General features: G+C 42.3%; 13 protein-coding genes. 1 reads left to right on the top strand and 12 read right to left on the bottom strand.

All coding sequences use genetic code 11. The features are described from left to right. Positions 1 to 47: 47 nt before the first annotated feature. Entirely contained in the window at positions 48 to 2303 is a 2256-nt protein-coding gene (gene gshAB, locus IGJ45_RS14685; protein WP_096710881.1) for a bifunctional glutamate--cysteine ligase GshA/glutathione synthetase GshB, read from the bottom strand. A gap of 221 nt (positions 2304 to 2524) precedes the next feature. Between gshAB and IGJ45_RS14690 the strand changes: the two genes are divergently transcribed. Further along, the gene (locus IGJ45_RS14690) at positions 2525 to 2893 is read left to right on the top strand and encodes a BlaI/MecI/CopY family transcriptional regulator (protein ID WP_003128064.1); all 369 of its coding nucleotides are present in this window, start codon (positions 2525 to 2527) and stop codon (positions 2891 to 2893) included. Positions 2894 to 3278: 385 nt separating this feature from the next. Here the strand turns inward: IGJ45_RS14690 and ftsY are convergent, their stop codons facing one another. The 11 genes from ftsY to plsX form a co-directional block, all read right to left on the bottom strand. Then, positions 3279 to 4580, bottom strand: a complete 1302-nt coding sequence (gene ftsY, locus IGJ45_RS14695) for a signal recognition particle-docking protein FtsY (RefSeq protein ID WP_060813268.1) — start codon at positions 4578 to 4580, stop codon at positions 3279 to 3281. Position 4581: 1 nt separating this feature from the next. Then, positions 4582 to 5400, bottom strand: coding sequence for a Cof-type HAD-IIB family hydrolase (locus tag IGJ45_RS14700; protein ID WP_003128060.1), 819 nt, complete (start codon positions 5398 to 5400; stop codon positions 4582 to 4584). Then, positions 5397 to 8987: a chromosome segregation protein SMC gene (gene smc, locus IGJ45_RS14705; protein WP_060813269.1), complete on the bottom strand. Its 3591-nt coding sequence runs from the start codon at positions 8985 to 8987 to the stop codon at positions 5397 to 5399. The genes IGJ45_RS14700 and smc overlap by 4 nt, the downstream gene beginning before the upstream one ends. 15 nt (positions 8988 to 9002) lie before the next feature. Beyond that, positions 9003 to 9695 (bottom strand): ribonuclease III, encoded by a 693-nt coding sequence (gene rnc, locus IGJ45_RS14710; protein ID WP_003128057.1) that lies wholly within the window; start codon positions 9693 to 9695, stop codon positions 9003 to 9005. Between the two features lie 216 nt (positions 9696 to 9911). Beyond that, positions 9912 to 11696, bottom strand: a complete 1785-nt coding sequence (locus tag IGJ45_RS14715) for an oligopeptide ABC transporter substrate-binding protein (RefSeq protein WP_096710880.1) — start codon at positions 11694 to 11696, stop codon at positions 9912 to 9914. 17 nt (positions 11697 to 11713) lie between these two features. Further along, positions 11714 to 12583: an ABC transporter permease gene (locus IGJ45_RS14720; RefSeq protein WP_202399184.1), complete on the bottom strand. Its 870-nt coding sequence runs from the start codon at positions 12581 to 12583 to the stop codon at positions 11714 to 11716. 60 nt (positions 12584 to 12643) lie between these two features. Next, positions 12644 to 13600, bottom strand: a complete 957-nt coding sequence (opp4B, locus tag IGJ45_RS14725; protein ID WP_005470040.1) for an oligopeptide ABC transporter permease — start codon at positions 13598 to 13600, stop codon at positions 12644 to 12646. After that, entirely contained in the window at positions 13600 to 14544 is a 945-nt protein-coding gene (locus tag IGJ45_RS14730) for an ABC transporter ATP-binding protein (RefSeq protein ID WP_021150619.1), read from the bottom strand. The genes opp4B and IGJ45_RS14730 overlap by 1 nt, the downstream gene beginning before the upstream one ends. Continuing rightward, positions 14545 to 15552 carry an ABC transporter ATP-binding protein gene (locus IGJ45_RS14735; protein WP_003128052.1) on the bottom strand — a complete coding sequence of 336 codons (1008 nt, stop codon included), beginning with the start codon at positions 15550 to 15552 and terminating at the stop codon, positions 14545 to 14547. It lies immediately after the preceding gene. Between the two features lie 307 nt (positions 15553 to 15859). Continuing rightward, positions 15860 to 16102: an acyl carrier protein gene (gene acpP / locus IGJ45_RS14740; RefSeq protein WP_003128051.1), complete on the bottom strand. Its 243-nt coding sequence runs from the start codon at positions 16100 to 16102 to the stop codon at positions 15860 to 15862. A 114-nt stretch (positions 16103 to 16216) separates the two neighbouring features. Further along, on the bottom strand, positions 16217 to 17233 hold the full coding sequence (gene plsX / locus IGJ45_RS14745) for a phosphate acyltransferase PlsX (protein WP_003128049.1): 1017 nt from the start codon (positions 17231 to 17233) through the stop codon (positions 16217 to 16219). Positions 17234 to 17253: the final 20 nt, after the last annotated feature.

A 17253-nucleotide genomic window follows, 5' to 3' on the forward strand; every position in this document is an offset into this window, starting at 1 on the left:
AAGCCTTGTCACTGTTCCTTTTTCAACTTCTGACTGTTAAGCGGCTGTTAAAATCGTTCCGGAAAAAGCAGCTTGAGGACAGACATGGTTAAGCGGCGGCTTTGTCCTTGGTACGGGTAAATATGCATATGCATAGCGGGATTGAAGTTCGCTTCAATAATGCCGTATGCTCCCGGATCCTCCGTGGGCTTTTCCTTGTCAGGAATAATCAAATCAATCCCACTGATTCGTGCCTGTAATGCGGTCACGGCATCTGCAGCGATTTTTTTGTAGTCATCATTAAATTGATCGGTGACATCGATCGAATCGCCGCCCGTGCTGATATTGGAATTTTCCCGCAAGTAAACGATTTGTCCTTTTTCTGGGACAGAATCTATGTGATAGCCTTGCTCTTTCAACATCAACTGTTCCAATTCACCTAATTGGATCTTCTCCAACGGTGTCCGATGGTGGGTCCCCCGTAATGGATCGGTATTTTTCTCTGCAACTAATTCCTTGATCGTGCGCCGACCATCTCCTATTACATTTGCCGGTATTCGTAGCAAAATTGCTTCAACTTGACCATCGATCACAAAGAAACGATACTCTGTTCCAGCAAGGAATGCTTCAACTAAAATCGACTGGTCTTCAGCAAAAGCTAAACGGACAGCAGCTTGATAGTCCTCCAACGAAGCGCCATCCTTAAAGATCGAGATTCCCACGCCATAGTTGGTTGTTTTGGGTTTGACGACAAAACCTCTGTCAGCAAATTGCGGGTAAGCAGCAAGCGCCTTTTCTACAGTGGCGAATTCTGCTCCTGCAGGAACCCGAAAACCATTCTCAGCTAAAATCTTTTTTGTGACCGTTTTATTGGCCATGATCAAAGGAACGATATAACGATCCTTACTTGTCATATTAGCGTTTTTGACATATTCAACATGTTCATCGATCGATAATTTCAAGAACTGATCAGATTCATCCAACACTTCCACCTTGATTCCCTTTTGAATCGCATCGAACATCAAAATTTGTGTTGACAGTTCCATGTTGGTGAAGCCTGCTAACTGATAAGGTTTTTCCCAGGCAACTTGATGATAGGATACTCCTAGTTCAGTTGCCACTTGAGCCTGACTTGACCTTTGGCTGGCTTGATATAAACGACCGGCAAAAGTTTTGCCGGGATCTTCCAACATTGGCAGCAGTTGATCCAGTAAAGGCATTGTCGGCAGACTGATTTCCTTTGCAAAAGCGATCAATTCTTCCGCAACTACTTTAGCTTCTTCAAGATAGATCGTTTGATTCAATGGGTGTTCCAATGCCACTTGATTGTTTTTGCGATTTCCTTCTTCGACCCAAGCATCGGCATCAGCGCCCTCCTCTTTCGTTGCTAAGTATAACAAGAAAAGGTGCAGAAATTTCACTTGATCTTGCGAAATACCATACATTTCAAAGGGATTGATATCAATATTGCGTAATTCAATGTAACGAATTCCCGCTGTTGCTAAGTCGGCAACCTTTTGCCCCCCTCGCAGGCGAACTGGTGCATAAAACTCTTTTTCCTCAGATAGTTTGCCAGTTTCTACCAGCTCAGCGATATCCGCCAGATAGGTCTCAAGAGAGGCATAAGACACGTTGACATCGGTATGATTCGTGTAGCCATAGCGGCTGTTACGAATGCTGCGGACAGGTTCTTGCGGTCCAGAACCCGCCATAAAATAATTGGCTTCCGTTTGCGGCGTTGCTCCAAAGAAATAAGTCAAAAACCAGCGGTAATGCAAGTAATTTCGGGTAACTTTCAAGTAAAGTTCTGTTTTAAACCTACGATAATCTGTTTCTGACGACTTGGTAAATAACTTTCTTAAAAAATCATCCCCAAATTCAAAATTGAAGTGGATGCCGCTGACCATTTGCTTACGACGCCCATACGTCCTTGCCAAAAACCGACGATAAAGAACATCTTCAAAACGATCCAGCTTTGCGATCACGATATCCTCTTCTTTTTCCGGCAACGCAGGCGGCATACTTAATGGCCAAAGCATCTCCTCAGGTGCCATCGAACGATAAGCAACATCATGGATCGCAGCCAGATAACGAAATAGTTCCTCTGAGCTTTCCGCGACTGGCGTGATCAATTCCAACTGATTTTCAGCAAAATCGGTTTGTATGTACGGATGAAAACTACGATTGCCTAATGCTTCAGGATGATCTGTCCCAGCAAAACTTCCGTCTAAACGTGCACGCTGCGCCTCACGTTCGATCCCATAACGCCCATCAAATAAGTAGGGACGCAGTTCTTCTTGTATAAAAAGTGATTTTAGTGTCATATCATTGCCCTCTTTGTCTTAGATTCTTCCTTATTATAGTCAATAATCCAGCAGAAAAAAATGAAATTGTGCGATTCTCTTTGCTAGTTTTTTAAAAATTACCAAGTTTTTACAAATTACTTGAATAAATTTGATATTTGACCTCTAAATAAAGTATACTTACTATATAATAGTAAATTATTATGTCAATATTACAACTTTTTTGAAAGGAAGAATAGTGAATGAAACCACTCAATCTTACCAAACGCGAACGTCAGATCATGAATATCTTCTGGAATGCTGAAAAACCTTTGTCTGCAAATGACATTGCGGTTCAACAACAGGACTTAAGTAAAAACACGATCCAAGCCGTTGTCCGAAAATTAAAGAACCATGATTTATTGAAAGTAGCTGACATCGGCTACAGCGGTACTGTCTTGACCCGCTTGTATTCTCCAAATGTTTCTCAAGAAGATTTTCTAGCTGCCGAACTCTCTGAACAATCGTTGCTGAATCTAGTCTCGAATTTCATTGAAAACAGTGAGGATGCCGAGACATTGAATGATTTGGAAAAAATCATCAAAGAGCGGCAAGCACAGCTAAAAAACTGATTTCTGAAACAAGTTGTTCTTGTTCACAGAGAAATGTCCACGCTGAACATTTCTGACAAGACAAGGAATCTTTCTTGGAATGATTTCAATTTCAGGAACAGCAGCTACATCCTTTTAGCTGCTGATGGGGAGGTTTTGTGAACCAGAAGTCACACGTCATCTGTTACGTATTCTGCTGTGGTACTTCATGTACATCGCAGCTGTCAAACAAACGTATGCCTATAAAGTTTATTTCCATAACCGAGGAGCTTTATGCAAGTTCCTTAACAAAAAATATCCGAACTACTACTGATTACTCCTACCGTTAACGCCATCGCGAGATGATGAAGAGGAATAATCAAACATAGTTCGGATATTTTTGTCTTATTTCAAGCGATGAACAGCATCAACCTTCGTTGATGAGACCTTTAAATAGCCCAACAACAAACTCATTTGGATCAAACGGCTCAAGGTCGTTGATTCCTTCCCCTAATCCGACCAATTTAACCGGTAAACGCAATTCATTGCGAATCGCTAAAACGATCCCACCTTTGGCAGTTCCATCTAATTTCGTCAAGACCAATCCTGTAACATCCGTGGTTTCTTTGAATTGTTTGGCTTGGTTCATCGCATTCTGACCAGTCGTCGCATCTAACACGAGCAACACTTCATGAGGCGCATTCGGCTCTACTCGTTGAATGATCCGTTTGATTTTCTCTAACTCATTCATCAAATTGACTTTATTTTGCAAACGACCAGCGGTATCAACTAATAGAACATCTGCTTGCTCTGCTTTCGCTCGTTCCATCGCATCAAATACGACGGCTGCCGGATCACCACCAGCTTTCCCTCGAACGACTTCCACACCTGCTCGATCCCCCCAAACGACGAGCTGATCGATTGCTCCAGCTCGAAAGGTATCCGCAGCTGCCAACAACACTTTCTTGCCTTCTGATTTGAATTGATGCGCCAGTTTTCCAATGCTGGTGGTTTTACCGACGCCATTCACACCGACAAATAAAATGACGGTCAATCCAGGTTGCATATTTAGTTCGTTGACTTCGTCGACACCCGCTTCACCGTAAAGATCGACTAGTTTTTCAATAATAACATTTTGAACCTCTGCCGGCTTCTTGACATTTCGCAACTTGACCTCTTGACGCAGTGCATCCGTGATCTTGATCGCTGCATCAAAGCCTACATCGGCTCCAATCAATGTCTCTTCGACTTCTTCAAAAAAATCTTCGTCTACAGAGCGAAAATTCGCGAACAGCTCATTGAGTCGTTGCCCGAAAGTTTTGCGAGATTTCGATAGTCCCTTCGTGTACTTATCTTGTACATCCTCTTTGTGAACCGCTGTTGGCTGAGGTTGTACTTCAGGTTTTTTTACCGTTTCACTAGGTGTCACGACGTCGAATGGTTCAGCTGATTTCAGATCTTGTGCTCCTTCTGATGATGAAGTATCAGCCGCGGACTCCTCTGTTTCTGTTGGCTGCAACGCGGAATCGGTAGTAGTTTCTGGACGAGAATCCAGTGTTGGTTCCGTCGATTCTACTGTTTGTTCTTGTGCGGAATGGTCATCTGCGACGGATGACTCATCGACAGATGACTCTGGAGATTCAACTGGTTCCTCTACTTCGCCTTGCACTTTGTCTTGCTCTTTTGATTCACCAATCAAAGCTTTTTTAATTTTGTCAAAAAATCCCATTTCAAACGCCTCCTTTCAAAACATATTTTTCGATGACAGTTGCTACACCGTCTGCTTCATTCGAATCTGTTACCACATCTGCGGCTTCCTTGATTAAAGGCACGGCATTAGCCATCGCTACACCGAGTCCTGCATAGCGAATCATCGGCAGATCATTTTCTTCATCTCCGATCGCCATGACTTCATCGATAGTGATACCTAAATCCCGAGCCAGCAATTCAATCCCATAGGCTTTCGTAATTCCTTTAGGCATAAATTCCAGCAAATTATTCCGAGTTTTGATTACTTCATATTTCTCTCTGATTGCTGAAGGAATTGCCAAAATCTTCGGATCCAGTACTTCTTGATGATAAGCAATCACAGCTTTATTATAGAGTTTCGACTCATCCAGAGCTTCTATCGCATACGGGCGGCAATCCAGCAATGGATTCAGCGAACCATAGATCGACTGATTCGTTGCTGAAGTCGGCAAGCACAAAACGATTTCTTCGGATACGACATCCAGCGGCAAATCCAGTTCTGCTGCGACAGCAACCAATTCATGAATATCAGCCAATTGCAAAGCGGCTTTTTCCATGATTTCTCCCGTATCGTTTTTTTGCACCAGACCACCATTAAAAGTAATGCTATAGTCCCCTGATTCATTCAATGACAACTCTTCTAAATAAGGACGAATTGCCCGTAAAGGACGACCTGTGCAAAGGACGATTTTTACTCCTTGTGCTTTTGCTTGGGCAAGAACTTCTTTATTTTTTTGCGATACTTGTTTCTTTCCATCCAGCAAGGTACCGTCTAAATCAATTGCGACTAATTTGATCATTTTGCTACTCCTTCTTGATCTGCGACAAAATTTCCGCCTTCTTTGACATCTTCCAAACGCACAGAAACGGTCTTAGATACACCGGATTCCTGCATCGTCACGCCATACAACACATCTGCCGCTTCCATGGTCCCTTTGCGATGTGTGACAACGATGAACTGTGTATCATTTTGGAAGTCGCTTAAATAATGGCCAAAGCGTGATACATTGGCTTCGTCTAAAGCAGCTTCAACTTCATCCAGCACACAAAACGGGACGGGACGGACTTGAATGATCGAAAACAGCAGTGCGATGGCTGTCAGCGCTCGTTCGCCTCCAGAAAGTAGACTCAAGTTTTGCAGCTTTTTACCTGGTGGTTGGGCTTCGATCTCAATACCAGTATTTAGTAAGTCCTTTGGATCTGTCAAAATCAATTCCGCATGTCCCCCGCCGAACATATTGGGGAAAACTTGCTTGAACTGCAGACGAATCGCATCAAAAATCTCACCGAAACGTGTTTTGACTTCTTCATCCATCTCGGACATTGTATCGAATAATTGTGCTTTTGCAGAAAGCAGATCATCTCTTTGACTGGTCAAGAAGCTGTGACGCTGTTCCACTTGATCATATTGCTCGATAGCATTCAAATTGACTGGTCCAATCGCATCGATTTTTCCTTTTAGATCTTGGATTTCTCGTTTTGCAGCTTCCGGGTCATCGATTGCTGGATAGTCATTGGCCGCTTTTTCAAAGCTCAATGCATATTCTTCCTGCAAGTAAGCCAACCGATTATCCATCACCAAATCCGCGCGGTTTTTCTCAATTTCTACATTGGTCTTTTCGGATAGTTTTTCTTTTTGTTGCAAGTTTGCCAAACTGAGAGCTTCATCCAACTGTCCAATTTCCTGTTGGACGATTTGTCTTTGTTGCCGAATGTCCGCCAATTCTTGTGTCAGTGTTATTTTTCGTTGAGTAAAATCACTGATTTGCTGATCCAGGCTTTCTTCCGAAATTTCATGGTCACTCACATTCGAATTGATTGCTGCTAACTGCCGTTCTAGCGACTGTTGGCGTGCTTCATTCTCCGCTAACGCTTCCGCATTCGCAGCAATTTTTTGTCTTAAATGTTCCACTTGTTCTTTTTGAACAGCAAAATCAGCTTGTAATTGGGCGGCTGTCGCTGCTAACTGGCTTCTTTTTGCTTCGATTAAATCTTCTTCTGCATTCATGCTTTGAATGTCGTGATCGATTTTTTTCAGCTGCTGCGCAATGGTTTGCTGTTCCGATTCCAACCGAGTCTTCTTCTCGTTATACTCTTCAAAAAAGGCCTGAATCTCGCGATTTTCAAAGTCAAAGACTTGCTGCTCTTTTCTCAACCGTTCCAACTCGTTGGTGAGGTTTTGCAGTTGATTTTTTAGTTCGTGTTCCGTCATTCGAGCCGTTTCACCGGTGGTTCGCAGCTCTTCCAAGGCTGCTTGAGCATCTTTTGTCACCGTTTCGAAGTGCTGCACTTGTTTCTCTGTTTTTTGCAGGCGTTCATCCAATTGAGCGGCTTGAGCCGTTAATTGCTGCAACTCATTGCTTTGACTAAATAGGCTGCCGGCATTTTTCTTCGTCGCTCCACCGGTCATCGAACCCCCGGCATTCATCACGTCGCCTTCCAGTGAAACGACACGATAGCTATAGTTCAGCGCTTTAGCTAATGCATTAGCACTTGTCAGATCTTCTGCGATGACGATACTTCCCAATAGATTTTCGGCAATGTTTTTTACATTTTCATTGAAACGCACCAGCTCACTAGCAACGCCGATAAATCCTGGTACTTGTTGTGCTTGAGAAACAGCATAACTAGGTAATTGGCGAGACTTGATTGTCGTCAACGGAAAGAATGTGGCCCGACCACCACGATTTTGTTTCAAATAGGTAATCGCTGCTCTGGCATCACGTTCGGTTTCTACTACTACGTGCTGGGCAGAAGCGCCCAGTGCTGTTTCGATAGCAACTGTATATTCTTCTGGTACTTCGATCAATTCTGCAACAGCACCCACGACACCGGTTAGCTGCTGCTTATTTTTTAGAACTAGTCTGACGCCTTGATAAAAGCCAGCATAGTTTTCTTGGATATCCTGTAAACTCCGTTGTTTTGCCCGCACTTGTTGGACTTGGTTCATTAACTGATACATTTTTTTCTGTGCATCATCAAATTTTTCTTTGTTATCTTTGGCTTTCTCTTGTAAATGGATATATTGCTTCCGCTGTTCGTCCAACTGTTGCTGCACGGCTTGCAAGCGTTCATTAACGATTTCTGCGGCTGTCGCTTTTTCTTTGATCGCTGTCGACAGTTCTGTCTGCTTCGTAACGGCTGTCTGATTTTTTGCCGATTCTTGCTGGTATTGGCGCTCAAGATATTTGAGCTCATTGCCGACCGTTGCTTGCTCCTGCATTGCTTCAACATATTGACTGCGTAGTTCTTCGATGATCTCTTTGGCCGATTTCTGATACTTTTCTTGTTCCGCTCGACAATCAGCAATCGCTACTTCTGCCTCTTGGACACTGCGATTCTTTTGCGACAGTTCATGAATCAATTCAGCTTTTTCGTCATTCAACTGTTGGAGGCGTTCACTGACGGCATCCAAGGTCTCTTGATATTCTGCTGTGCTTTTTTGCGTATGCTTGGAGCGCTCCAACAGTACTTCTTTTTGGCCTTCGGCTTGCTTCAGCCCTTCCGTTACTTGCAACAGCTGCTGATTGAGCTGCTCCAATGATTCATCGAAGGCTGCTCGACGCTGCCGCAATTGCTGCACACTGCGTTCATCGGTATTGATTTGCTGCGTGATTTCAGCCAACTGATGATTTAATAGTTCCAGCTGTTCTGTAGCTGTTTCCCACGCCCGTTTGGCTGTCTGGATCTCCATGACAGAAAAAGCCACGTCTACTTCCGTTAATTTTTCCTTCAATGACAAAAATTGTTTGGCCGCTTCACTTTGAGCAGCTAACGGAATCAATTGATCCTCTAACTCATAAATAATATCTTGTAGACGGTTAAGGTTGTCTTCTGTTTCAAACAATTTCTGTTCTGCTTTTTTCTTACGCTGTTTGTATTTCAAAACACCGGCAGCTTCTTCAAAAATACCGCGACGATCTTCTGGTTTGCTGCTGAAAATCGCTTCGACTTTCCCTTGAGAAATAATCGAAAATGATTCTTTTCCTAGCCCGGAATCCATAAAGAGTTCCTGGACATCTCGCAGGCGGCAACTTTGTTTGTTCAAATAAAAGTCGCTTTCACCGGTTCTCCTTAACCGGCGAGTCACACTGATCTCACTGTAATCCATTGGTAAATAGTGATCGGTATTATCTAAAATAATCGTTACTTCCGCTACATTTAATGGCTTGCGAGTGTCAGATCCTGCAAAAATGATATCAGGCATCTTGCCACCACGCAGGCTTTTGGCAGACTGTTCTCCTAAAACCCAACGAATCGCTTCAGTAATATTGCTCTTGCCGCTGCCATTTGGTCCTACGACCGCAGTCACACTATTTTCAAAATCAATGATCGTGCGGTCTGCAAAGGATTTGAAACCGGCAATCTCTATTCGTTTTAAATACACTCCGCCATTCCTTTCTTATTGATCAAGACTTGCTAAGGCATTTTCTGCCGCTGCTTGCTCTGATAATTTCTTTGATTTTCCTTGCCCCTCGCCAATCAGCACATCGTCACAATAGACTTCTGTCCAAAAGATTCGTTCGTGGGCAGGACCTTCTTCTTTCGTTAAACGATAGTTGATGGACACATCGCCAGATCGCTGCAAGACTTCCTGCAATCGGGTCTTGTGATCCATCTCATGGGAAAAAGCACCTGCTTTTACTTTTGGAAAAACAACAGCCGTCAAGAAACCGTCGACGCTCTCCAAACCTTGATCCAAGTACAACGCACCTAAAAAAGCTTCAAAAAGATCGCATAACAATGAGGGACGCTTACGTCCGCCAGAGTTTTCCTCTCCTTTGCCTAACCGAATATATTGATCAAAACGGCAATCTTTGGCAAACATTGATAAGCTATCTTCGCGAACGATTGCTGCCCGCAGCTTTGTCAACTTCCCTTCAGGAAGGTCCGGCAGTTCACGGTACAAATACCGTGAGACGATCAATTCTAAAACAGCATCTCCTAGAAATTCTAGGCGCTCATTATCGGATAGGTGCAAATTGCGATGCTCATTCACATAAGATGAATGCGTAAACGCTTGTTCGAGTAAATCTACATCATGGAAGACAATGCCGTAATCCTCTTTTAATTCGTTCATTAGCTGTGTATTCATTTGCCACATTCCTTCATTAGTTTATCGACACTTCCCTATTATACTGGTTTTTGGCTAATTATGAAATGTTTCGTCCAAAAACTTGAAGCCTCCATAAAAAAATTTTAACTGTTTATTCTCCTGCTCTTTGTTTCCATGACTGATTCATTGTTTTTTATTGATTTTGCCGCGAACAAAATAAAAAAAGACGTTCCCGAAAGAACGTCTTTTCCTAAATTAGCGAGATTCTGCTGTTACAGAAACTGTTGCCCATGGATTGTGATCTGCATCATATGCCCATGTGAAATCTTTGACGCGATTAGATACTGGTAATACTTCGTTACGGTAAAGCGAAGGAATAACAAATGCTTCATCCGCAGCGTATTCTTGCCATGCATCAAATGCTTCTTTACGTTTTGCTTCATCAAATGAATCTTTAGAGTCGATTGCTTCTAATAGCTTCGTATTTTCATCAGATTCAAAACGAGTGTAGTTAAATGCTGAGTTTGGTCCATAAAGTCCGGTTGGTGAAGGATCTGAACCTGTTCCCCATGCACCTTGATACACATCGATTTCAGGATCATCATTTTTCAATTTATCATAGAATGCTTGGAAATCAATCAAACGACCAGTTGTGTATTTCACATCTAAGCCGATTTCATTCCATTGTTGGATGTAGTAATCAGCCAATGGTTGAGCTGTTTCGCCACCTGACATTGAAGCAAAATTGATGGTTAATTTTTCACCGTTTTTGTCTTCACGCATGCCGTCGCCGTCAACATCTTTGTAACCAGCATCGTCTAACAATTTGTTTGCTTTGTCGATATCTTGTGTGTAACCTTTAACTTCTGTATCGTGCAATGTTCCAAATACCGGTGGGATCAATGTTGTCGCATTTGAACGTAGGCCATTATAGAAACGGCTACCGACAGCATCATTATCTAGTGCGTAACCCATTGCTTGACGCAATGATTTGTCCGCCATTTTTGATTCAGGATTGTAGTTAACTTTTCCTTCTTTATCATCCCAAGTACCTAACTTAAATCCAATATACGTATAAGCTTGCTCAGGACGGCCCAAGATTTGGTAGCCATCTGCATCTTTGTAAGTTGGGTAAGTATCTGTTGGCATTGACAATGCTAAATCATATTGCTTCGCTTTTAAACCTTCTACGATTGAAGCTGTTGGAACTGCTTTAAATGACAATTTATCCATTTTAGGTTTGCCACCGTAGTAATACTCATTTGGTACGTATTCTACAGATTCACCGGCTACGATGTTTGACATTACGTAAGGTCCGAAAACGATTGGTGTTTTACGAACAGGATCACTTGATTCCATATCTTTGACTGCAATACCTTCAAACGCATGTTTTGGTAAAGCAGAAGACCAGATACCGCCGCCTGCTTGCATCATACCAGGGTGAACTTCTTTGTATTGAATTTTAACGACTTTGTCGCTTTCTTTTGTGATTCCTGAGATTGTGTCAGATTTGCCATCGTGGTAATCTTCCATCCCAACAATATTTGTAAAGTTGTTGTCATAACGGATTCCTGTGTAATCTTTGTTACCGATCACTTCATAGGAGAAAATCACGTCATCTGCTGTTACATCTTCGCCGTCTGACCATTTCAAATTGTCGCGTAATGTAATCGTTGCTGTGTTATTATCTTCATCTAATTTAAGATTTGCAGCCCCACCATCAACAATTCGAAAATCAGCATCTGTTAAGAATAAACTTTCATTACTTGGTTGCATGAACTGAGAATCATAATTGTCTTGATAAAATTCAGTTTGGAACAAACCTTGGAATTGTGTATCCATAACTACTGCGACGTCCAATGTACCGCCTTTGATTGCTTCTGCGTCATTTTTGACTTCAACCGGCATAGAGCTAATATCTTCTGTTTCAGTTGCTGAGTTGCTGCCGCCTGATGAATCTGTTCCGCCACTATTGCCGCCACAAGCTGCCAATGCTAAGACTGACAAAAGTGTGACCATACCAAAAATATTTTTCTTCATCCTGTATCCTCCTTGTTTTAACCTAGTCGTTGACGTGCATCGGCTGAACGCTTAAATGCCTGACCAACGTAGTTTATACTCAACATCAATACTAAAATCAATATTGACGCGGGTAACCATATCCATTGTCTGTTGACCAGCACATCACCGCTGCTGGCGTACCCAATCAATGTTCCCAAACTTGGAACATTCGTTGGCAGACCAAAGCCCAAGAACGTTAGAGTTGTTTCGATACCGATATTTGCTGCAAAGTTCATCGTCAAGTTGGTGATGATCAATGAGCTTAAGTTCGGCATGATTTCGCGAAACATGATCACAAAATCATTGGTCCCTAATGTTTTTGACGCACTCACATAATCTCGGCGCCCTTCAGAAAGGGTCTTACTGCGGAAGAGTCTCGCTTTTCCGACCCAATAAAAGGCACTCATGACCCAGATAAACGTCCAAACATTGTAGCGAGGTATGATCGAAACAATAACGATAATGATCAACATGATCGGTAAGATCATGACAAAATCGACGATACGCATCAAGATATTATCAATCAACCCGCCATAGTAACCTGAAATGATCCCCAAGCCAACTCCGACGATCGATGTAATGATCGTGATGGAAAACCCAATCAAAATCGAATTACGCGCTCCAATGATCAATTGTCCCCAAACATCACGGCCACCTTCATCCGCCCCTAATAGGTAGGTGCCGCCATTTGGTGAGACTGCTCCTGGTGCAGCATATTTATCTAGAATACTTACATGCATGACTTGGCTTTGATCAATGACTGCCGAGCCGATGAATACGAAAAGCAGTACTGCTACCAACAAGACCAACGAAAAAATAGCGATCTTGTCTTTTAAAAATTCACGAAAAATCATTTGTAATCCCATAGGTGGGATACTTTCTTGTTTTAACACTTTTTCTTTCTTTTCAGACACGTTTATCCCCTCCTACTGGATTCTGATTCTTGGATCAACAATACTCATAATGATGTCTGATAGCAATGTACCGATCAATGTCGCCAGACCTAATATCAAAGTCAACGAAGTGATCACGGCATAATCCCGCTGTACAATACTATCGATAAATAATTTTCCGACACCTGGGTAAGCAAAGATTTTTTCAATGACCACTGAACCAGCGATCAATGAAGTGATCTCATACCCCATTTGAGATGCGATCGGCAAGGATGCATTTCGGAACACGTGACGTGAGAAGACTTTACTAGTTGGCACCCCTTTCGAACGAGCAGTTCGCACGAAATCCAATGATTTGGAATCAATCACTTCACTCCGCAGATACTGGATCGTCACAGCGGTACCTAATAGCGCAGAAGTGATAGCCGGTAAGATCAGATGATACAGACGGCTCCAAAACTCAGCCATTCCCGTTACGCCTGGTGCTACAGACCCCCCAGTTGGGAACCAACCTAAACGATAACCAAAGATAAACAGTGCAATCAATGCAAAGATAAACAATGGTACCGCAAAACTAAAGAAGTTATACACGACAACGACTTTATCTAAAATCGAATTTTGGTAACGTCCAGCCAACATTCCTAAAGGAATCGCGATCACATACGTTAAGATAACTGTTAACAAAGATAGCCACAATGTGTTGCTGATCCGTCCTGAAAGTAATGTTGCTACTGGTAGTTTATAGATAAAACTTTGACCAAAATCTCCTTTAAGTGCATTTCCGATCCAACGGAAATATTGTGTATACCAAGGATCATTCAATCCGGCTGCTTCCCGCATCCGTTCAATAACTGCTGGATCTTGGTTCGGATTAATCAATCCTGTAAATGGATCCCCGGGCATTGCTTGTGCAATCAAGAAAATTAAGACACTCAAAATAATGACTTGCGGGATCATTAATATCAAACGACGTAGAATTGTTTTCCACATTATTCAGCACCCCCATTTTTCAAAGCGACTTGATGTGTTCCTGTGATGGTTCTAAGGTCATAAACACGACCTGTTTCATCATAGTAATCTTTTTGGTGAGTGACATATTCCAACTCTACCCGACGGCGGTTTTCTTTATGCGCCTCACGATTTTTCACATCAATTTGAGGAATAGCTGACAATAACCGCTTCGTATAAATATGACGCGGATCTTGATAAATATCTTGGCGTGTACCGATTTCAACAAAACGACCTTTATACATGATGGCGATATTGTCGCACATGTGTTTCACAACACCCAAGTCATGAGAGATGAATAAGAAACTTAAGCCAAACTCTTGTTGGATTCGTTTCATAAAGTTGAGCACCTGTGCCTGTACAGACAGGTCCAATGCAGAAACAGGTTCATCAGCAACGATCAATTTAGGGTTCGATGCCACTGCGCGGGCAACCCCCAAACGTTGTCTCTGTCCACCAGAGAATTCATGTGGGTATTTGTATAAAGCATCTTCTGGCATCCCAACGATATCCAAAAGCCGTTTCACCCGTTGTTTTTCTTCTTGGTCACTCAAACGTTCAAAATTCCGTAGCGGTTCAGCAATAATATCCACTACCCGCTTTTTAGGATTCAGACTTGACATAGAATCTTGAAAAATCATTTGAACATCCTTGTTGTAATTCATTTTTTTGCGGACAGAGCGCTTTGTGACATCTTGTCCTTCGTAAATGACTTCACCGCTGGTAATCTTTTCCAAGCCAACGATTGCTTTCCCTGTTGTTGATTTTCCAGAGCCTGATTCTCCTACCAGACCGTAAGTTTTTCCCTTTTCGATGATGAAATCCACACCGTCAACAGCATAGACATAGTCCGTTACGCGGTTGAAAAAACCGCTGCGAATCGGATAGTGGACTTTCAGATCTTTGATTGTGATTAATTCTGACATCTACACTTCTCCTTCTTCGTCTCTAAAATGAAAATGCTTATAGCAAGTACAGCGAACTAAATGATCTGGTGCAACTTCATGCAGGACAGGATTTTCTTCGTGGTCACTAGCTGGGATCCAAGGGATACGAGCAGCAAAACGGCAACCAGTTCTTGGCATGTTTTTCAATGAAGGAACGACGCCTTCAATCACGTGCAGTTCACTGTCTTGAGAATCTTCTTGTGGAATTGAGTTCAGCAAAGAGCGTGTATAAGGGTGTTTTGGATTTGCAAACAACTCTTCCGCTGTGGCAACTTCAACAAACTGACCGCCATACATAACGGCTACACGATCAGCCATTTCTGCCACTACACCTAAGTCATGGGTGATCAAAATGATTCCCGTTTGTGTTTCAGCCTGCAAATCTTTCAACAAATCTAGGATCTGTGCTTGGATGGTTACATCCAATGCAGTGGTTGGCTCATCAGCAATAACAATTGGCGGTTTGCATGCGATGGCAATGGCAATGATCACCCGTTGCCGCATCCCACCGGATAATTCGTGGGGATACTGGCGACCCACCCGTGCTGGATTTGGAATTCCTACTTGATCTAGTAATTCAAGGGCCCGGGCTTGTCTCTGTTCCGCATTCATATTTGTATGATAAGATAAACCTTCTTTGATTTGGTCTTCAATACGCATGAGTGGGTTCAAAGCGGACAATGGATCTTGGAAAATCATCCCAATGTCGTTCCCGCGAATTTTGTTGTAAAGTGTTTCATTTAAGTTTGACAAATTCAAGTCTTTGTATAAGATTTCACCGGTGATTTTGGTATTGTTTGGATCATGCAATCCCATAATCGTTGTAGCTAAGGTACTTTTTCCACATCCGGATTCGCCTACGATCGCTAAAATCTCATTGCGTTCCAACGTAAAAGAAACACCGTCTACAGCGTCATAGTAATCATCTTTAATACGAAAACCTGTATGTAGGTTTTGAACATCTAGTAATTGATTATCAGTTGACAATCGAATACCCCTCTCTTTTTTATAAGATGAAGTGCCCTCTAATGTAAAAAAGTAGGAATTATAAGTCAAATTCCAAATGCTTTCTTAACATCGTGTAATATTTTCTTAATAATTATATAGAATCACTCACTAGATTGCAAGTCTATAAATTTTTAAGATACTGAATTTTCAGAATACTTACATTCCATTTACATTTTTTCAGGATGGTGCAAAGAAAAGGCACTTTTTTTCGAGAAACGAATGGTTATTAAACAAATTCTGATAAAGAAAGAGCTGGGTCATCTATGACTCAGCTCCTGTATCTGTCTTAAGCAAGATGGCTTGAAATATAATCAACTGCTCCGCCGACTGTTTCAATCTGTTCGGCATCTTCATCAGAAATCTCCGTACCAAATTCATCTTCTAATTCTAAGACGAATTCCATCACACTGATTGAATCAGCATTTAAGTCGTCTTTAATACTCATTGTATCCGTTACTTTATCTGCATCGATCTCAAAATGGTTTGCGATCACTACTGCAACTTTCTTGAATACTTCTTCTCGCGTCAATTGCCTTCACCTCCACGCGTTCGCACAAAACATAGAATGGCTAACAAACATTGTACTGCTTACATGCAAATTTGTCTAGTCCTTTTTTGCATTTTCATTACAATGATTGCAGTCTCATTGCGTTGGCTCTTCATGCTTAGGTGTTTCTTCAAAATGAGCCACCAATTGAGGAACCACATCTGCCTGCAACATGGTATAGATTTGTTTGATGGTTGCTGCCACGGCATCTGGTCCAGTCGCTCCATGTGTTTTGATCACTGGTGCTTTCAGACCAAACAAGACAGCCCCTCCGTGTTTGGCATAATCCATCTCATTTTTTAAATTGCGCAAGGCATCTTTCAATAATAAAGCCCCTAATTTCCCTTTGGTTCCGGAATTCATGATGGATTGTTTCAATAACGACATCATATTCAATGCGGTTCCTTCAATGGATTTCAAGACGGCGTTCCCAGTGAATCCATCTGTGACCACAACATCCGCTGCACCGTTCAAAAGTTCCCTAGCTTCAACATTTCCGATAAAGTGAATCGATGATTCTTTGGTCAACAATTCAAACGCTTTTTTGGTTAACTCGCTGCCTTTGGTCTCTTCCGTCCCATTGTTTAGCAACCCTACTCGCGGTTGTTGAATGCCTCGGACTTTTTGAGCGTAAAAAGAACCTAACACAGCATATTGAACGAGATGTTCTGCTTTATTGTCAGCATTCGCTCCTAGATCCAGCATATCAAAGCCAGTTTCTTTCCCAAGTACAGGCATCGTCGACATTAAGCCAGGACGTTCGATTCCTTTGATACGACCTACGATAAACAAACCTGCAGCTAACAAAGCACCGGTATTTCCAGCAGAGAAAATGGCATCCGCTTGACCTTCTTTGACCGCTTGGGCTGCTAAGACCATCGATGCGTTCTTTTTGCGGCGGATCGCTTTAACAGGTTCATCATCACTGTTGATTTTTTCATCGGTATGAATGATTGTAAGCTGACTTTCGTCTGTCACATATTTTCTGATTTCATCTTCTTTTCCGTATAATAGAAATTCGATTTCTGGATATTCTTTTTTTGCTAACATGACGCCTTCAACGATCGCTTTTGGTGCGTTATCGCCACCCATGGCATCTACGGCAATTTTCATGACATACGCCACTCCCTTCA

The sequence above is a fragment of the Enterococcus sp. DIV0574 genome (assembly GCF_051711125.1).
GTDB lineage: Bacteria > Bacillota > Bacilli > Lactobacillales > Enterococcaceae > Enterococcus_D > Enterococcus_D gallinarum.

What these genes read in the sequence shown, in the direction of transcription:
- IGJ45_RS14730 (WP_021150619.1), bottom strand. Translation starts at nt 14,544, where the DNA reads ATGTCAGAATTAATCACAATCAAAGATCTGAAAGTCCACTATCCGATT.
- rnc (WP_003128057.1), bottom strand. Translation starts at nt 9,695, where the DNA reads ATGAATACACAGCTAATGAACGAATTAAAAGAGGATTACGGCATTGTC.
- IGJ45_RS14700 (WP_003128060.1), bottom strand. Translation starts at nt 5,400, where the DNA reads ATGATCAAATTAGTCGCAATTGATTTAGACGGTACCTTGCTGGATGGA.
- plsX (WP_003128049.1), bottom strand. Translation starts at nt 17,233, where the DNA reads ATGAAAATTGCCGTAGATGCCATGGGTGGCGATAACGCACCAAAAGCG.
- ftsY (WP_060813268.1), bottom strand. Translation starts at nt 4,580, where the DNA reads ATGGGATTTTTTGACAAAATTAAAAAAGCTTTGATTGGTGAATCAAAA.
- IGJ45_RS14715 (WP_096710880.1), bottom strand. Translation starts at nt 11,696, where the DNA reads ATGAAGAAAAATATTTTTGGTATGGTCACACTTTTGTCAGTCTTAGCA.
- IGJ45_RS14720 (WP_202399184.1), bottom strand. Translation starts at nt 12,583, where the DNA reads ATGGGATTACAAATGATTTTTCGTGAATTTTTAAAAGACAAGATCGCT.
- gshAB (WP_096710881.1), bottom strand. Translation starts at nt 2,303, where the DNA reads ATGACACTAAAATCACTTTTTATACAAGAAGAACTGCGTCCCTACTTA.
- IGJ45_RS14690 (WP_003128064.1), top strand. Translation starts at nt 2,525, where the DNA reads ATGAAACCACTCAATCTTACCAAACGCGAACGTCAGATCATGAATATC.
- opp4B (WP_005470040.1), bottom strand. Translation starts at nt 13,600, where the DNA reads ATGTGGAAAACAATTCTACGTCGTTTGATATTAATGATCCCGCAAGTC.